Annotated in this window: 4 protein-coding genes; all 4 read left to right on the plus strand. The window is 61.9% G+C overall.

What is annotated here, in order from left to right; genetic code table 11:
- Positions 1 to 694, plus strand: a 694-nt coding sequence (locus VFL62_RS20260) for an MFS transporter (RefSeq protein ID WP_325174164.1), incomplete at its 5' end; no start/stop codon positions are given.
- A gap of 260 nt (positions 695 to 954) precedes the next feature.
- Entirely contained in the window at positions 955 to 2,343 is a 1,389-nt protein-coding gene (gene tcuA, locus VFL62_RS20265) for an FAD-dependent tricarballylate dehydrogenase TcuA (RefSeq protein WP_325174167.1), read from the plus strand.
- Between the two features lie 60 nt (positions 2,344 to 2,403).
- On the plus strand, positions 2,404 to 3,435 hold the full coding sequence (locus VFL62_RS20270) for an esterase (RefSeq protein ID WP_325174165.1): 1,032 nt from the start codon (positions 2,404 to 2,406) through the stop codon (positions 3,433 to 3,435).
- A gap of 35 nt (positions 3,436 to 3,470) precedes the next feature.
- The coding region (tcuB, locus tag VFL62_RS20275; RefSeq protein ID WP_325174166.1) for a tricarballylate utilization 4Fe-4S protein TcuB at positions 3,471 to 4,364 on the plus strand (894 nt) is incomplete at its 3' end.

Raw genomic sequence — 4,364 nt, forward strand, 5'->3', positions numbered from 1 at the left:
CTTTTTCCTGCGCCGGACGCTGGAAGAGACGCCGGAATTTCTCGCGATGAAGAAACATCCGTCGACGCGCGAAGTCTTCGCTGCAGCCGCGGCAAACTGGCAGATCATCGTGCTCGGCATGATGATCGCGGTATTGACCACGACGACTTTCTATTTCGTCACCGTCTATACGCCCACCTTCGGCCGCACGGTGCTGAAACTTTCCTCCAAGGACGCGCTTCTGGTCACGCTGCTGGTCGCGGTCACGAACTTCTTCTGGAATCCGGTCGGTGGTGCGCTATCGGATCGGATCGGACGCAGACCTGTCCTGATTGGTATAGCGACACTGTCGCTGCTGACCGCCTATCCGGCCCTGCACTGGCTGGTCGAGGCGCCGACTTTCGGCAAGATGCTGGCGGTCGAAATGATGTTCTCGTTCTATTTCGGCGTCTACAGCGGCACCATGCTCGGCGCGCTGGTCGAGGTGGTGCCGAAACACGTTCGTACCACCTGCTTCTCGATGGCGTTTGCGCTGGCCGCCGGCCTGTTCGGGACCTTCACGCCTTTCGCGTCGACCTTGCTGATCGAACACACCAGCGACAAGGCTTCGCCGGGCTACTGGCTGATGTGCGCGGCCGTGCTTGGCATCGTCGCAGCCTTGATCGTCTATCGCAAAGGCGAGGAAGCCGCGAAGGCGCAGGCCCTCGCCGGCTGACGCGGCTCGATCATGCCGATGCCACGTATCGCCCTGCGCGATACGTGGGTTCTGATTTCCATGCGGACGAGATAACTAGGCAGCGTGGCGGTCCAGAAGTTCGCATCATTACTGCCGCGCGCTCGTCATGCGAACTTTTGAGCCAAAGCCACCCTGCAAAATATGACTTTTTGCTAGTGTCCTTACGATTCCGAAGTTCGCAAAAGTGGGGCCGCTGGATGAGACGAACTTCGGAATCGGGACACTAGCGGATGGTTGACCTGACCCGCAAATATGACGTGCTGGTGCTCGGCGGCGGCAACGCCGCGCTGTGCGCCGCGATCAGCGCGCGACGGGATGGCGCCTCGGTGTTGGTACTGGAAGCTGCCCCGAAATTCTATCGCGGCGGCAATACCCGGCACACCCGCAACATGCGCTGCGCCCATGACGCGGCGACCGAGATTCTCACAGGTCCCTACACCGAGGACGAATTCTGGGAAGACCTGCTCCGCGTCACCGGCGGCAAGACCGACGAAGAACTGGCGCGGCACATGATCCGCGAGTCAAAGGACATCCTGCATTGGATCGTGCAGCAGGGCGTGCGCTGGCAGCCCTCGCTCGGTGGCACGCTGAGCCTCGGGCGAACCAACTCGTTTTTCCTCGGCGGCGGCCGGGCGATGCTGAACGCGCTTTACCTGACTGCCGAGCAGCTCGGCATCGACGTGCTCTACGACGCCGAGGTCACGGATCTCGACATCGCCGACGGCATGTTCCTGTCCGCGACATTCACGCGCGGCGACGGCCGGGCCAGTGTGAAGGCTTCCGCGCTGGTCGCCGCCTGTGGCGGCTTTGAAGCCAATATCGAATGGCTCAAGCAATATTGGGGCGAGATCGCCGACAATTTCCTGATCCGCGGTACGCCCTATAACCGCGGCTCGGTGCTGAAGCTTCTGCTCGACAAGGGCGTCCAGGAGATCGGCGATCCCACGCAATGTCATGCGGTGGCGATCGATGCGCGCGCGCCGAAATTCGACGGCGGCATCATCACCCGCCATGACTCCGTCGTGTTCGGCATCGTCGTCAACCGCGACGCGCAGCGCTTCTACGACGAGGGTGAAGACATCTGGCCGAAACGCTATGCGATCTGGGGACGCCTCGTCGCGGCGCAGCCCGGCCAGATCGCCTACATCATTTTCGACGCGAGCTCGCGCAACAGCTTCATGCCCACGCTGTTTCCGCCGATCGAAGCGCTGACCATCTCAGGCCTCGCCGAAAAACTCGAGCTCGACAAGGCGGCGCTGGAAAGCACCATTACCGGCTTCAATGCCGCGGTGCGACCGGGCAGCTTCGACCATACGATTCTCGATGATTGCCGCACCGAAGGCCTGACGCCGCCGAAGACGCACTGGGCGCGGCGGATCGAGACGCCGCCGTTTTATGCCTATCCGGTCCGGCCCGGCATCACCTTCACTTATCTCGGCACGCGAGTGAACAAACAGGCGCGGATGTTGATGAAGGATGGCGCGCCATCCGCCAACATGTTCGCCGCCGGCGAAATCATGTCCGGCAATGTGCTGGGCCAGGGTTACGCCGCCGGCATGGGCATGACCATCGGCAGCGTGTTCGGCCGGATCGCGGGCCGGGAAGCAGCACGAAATGCCAGGAATTAGCAAAGTGCCGCGTTCACCTCGCCCCGCCTGCTGGAAGAGGGGAAAAGAAGGAGAAACACGATGTCACGCCTGATATTCGCCGCGACGGCGGCAGCGTTGGTAACGAGCTGTATCGCGCAGGCGGCCGAGCCGATCTCGCTGCGCGACATGGGCTCGTTTCATGTCGGCGGACGTCTCGTCGAGATCAGCGGCAAGCCGATCAAGGAAGTGACGTTCACGCCCGGCGGCGTGCCGGCGAAGGTCGATCCGAACGGGGTCTATCAGGTCGAGCAGATGTACGTGCAGTACTTCCTGCCTGCTAACGAGCACGGCGCTTACCCGCTTCTGATGTGGCATGGCGGCGGACTAACCGGCGTCACTTGGGAGACGACCCCCGACGGGCGCGAGGGCTGGCTGAATTACTTTCTGCGCCAAGGTTGGAGCGTCTACAATTCAGACGCGGTGGAGCGCGGTCGCGCCGGCTGGGCCCAATATCCGGATATCTTCAAGAGTGATCCGGTGTTTCTCACCACCGCCAACACGTTCGAGCGCTTCCGTATCGGCGATGGCCCCAACTCCTACGATCCCGATCCGGCCAAGCGCAAGGTGATGCCGGGCAGTCAGTTTCCGGTCGAAGCCTACGAGAATTTCGTCAAGCAAGGCGTGCCGCGCTGGACCACCAACGATGACGCCACGATCAAGGCCTATATCGCCGAGATCGACCGCGTCGGTCCCAGCATCGTCATGGTACACAGTCAGGCCGGCAGCTTCGGCTTCAAGGTCGCGCAGGCGCGGCCCGATAAGGTCAAGGCGCTGATCGCGGTCGAGCCGGCGGCGATCGGCGATCCGGCCAAGGTCGAGGCGCTGAAGAACATTCCGATCCTGATCATCTATGGCGATTATATCGAGCGCGATTCGCGCTGGCCGAAGATGCGCGCGGCCGGCGTCGCCTTTGCCGATAGCATCAAGGCCGCCGGCGGCAACGTCGATGTGATCGACCTGCCGTCGATCGGCATCAAGGGCAATTCGCACATGGTGATGATGGACAAGAACAATGCGGAGGTCGCCGCGCTCATTCAAGGCTGGCTGGAAAAGAAAGGTCTGACCAAGTGAACCAGCAACTAAGTGGCGCACATGGAAGTCAACTTTTGAAGGAAGCCGACCGTCTGATGACGGTCTGCAACTCCTGCCGCTATTGCGAGGGCCTCTGTGCGGTATTTCCGGCGATGGAAATGCGCCGCGCCTTTTCCGACGGCGATCTCAATTATTTCGCCAACCTCTGTCACGCCTGCGGCGCCTGCTATACCGATTGCCAGTTCTCGCCGCCGCATGAATTCGACGTCAATGTGCCCAAGACGCTGGCCGCCCTGCGCAGGCAATCCTGGGCGTCTTACGCCTGGCCGCCCGCATTGTCCGGGCTGTTCGCGCGCAACGGCGTAGCCGTCAGTATCATCTGCGCGCTCAGCGTCGCTGCCTTCATCTTCGGCTTCGTTGGGACCTTTGATATCGAAGCATTGGATGACGCCTACGTCGGACCGGGCGCCTTTTACAAGTGGATGCCGCACAACGTGATGGCCGCGCTATTCGGCGCGGCGTTTCTTTATGCGATCCTGGCCCTCTGGATGGGCTTGCGCGCCTTCTGGCGAGACATCGGTGAGCCGGCGGGTACGCTCGCCGATCCGCCCTCGCTGTGGCAGGCGATCAAGGACGCTAGCCGGCTGCGCTATCTCGATGGCGGCGGAGTCGGCTGCTTCAACGAGGACGAGCGCCCGACCGACCACCGCAGGATCTATCACCACTTCACCTTCTATGGCTTCCTGCTGTGCTTTGCGTCAACCTGCGTGGCGACGCTCTACCATTATCTACTGGCACGCGAAGCGCCGTATGCATGGTGGGACTTGCCCGTGGTGCTGGGTACGGTCGGTGGCGTCGGGCTGCTGATCGGGCCGATTGGGCTATTGATGGAGAAGTCGATACGCGATAGCGCGCTCGTGGATGCCAATAGCTCCGGCATGGACGCGGCTTTCACACTGATGCTATTT

Source organism: Bradyrhizobium sp. (assembly GCF_035701725.1).
In the GTDB taxonomy this organism is placed as follows: Bacteria; Pseudomonadota; Alphaproteobacteria; order Rhizobiales; family Xanthobacteraceae; genus Bradyrhizobium.

What these genes read in the sequence shown, in the direction of transcription:
- VFL62_RS20270 (WP_325174165.1), top strand. Translation starts at nt 2,404, where the DNA reads ATGTCACGCCTGATATTCGCCGCGACGGCGGCAGCGTTGGTAACGAGC.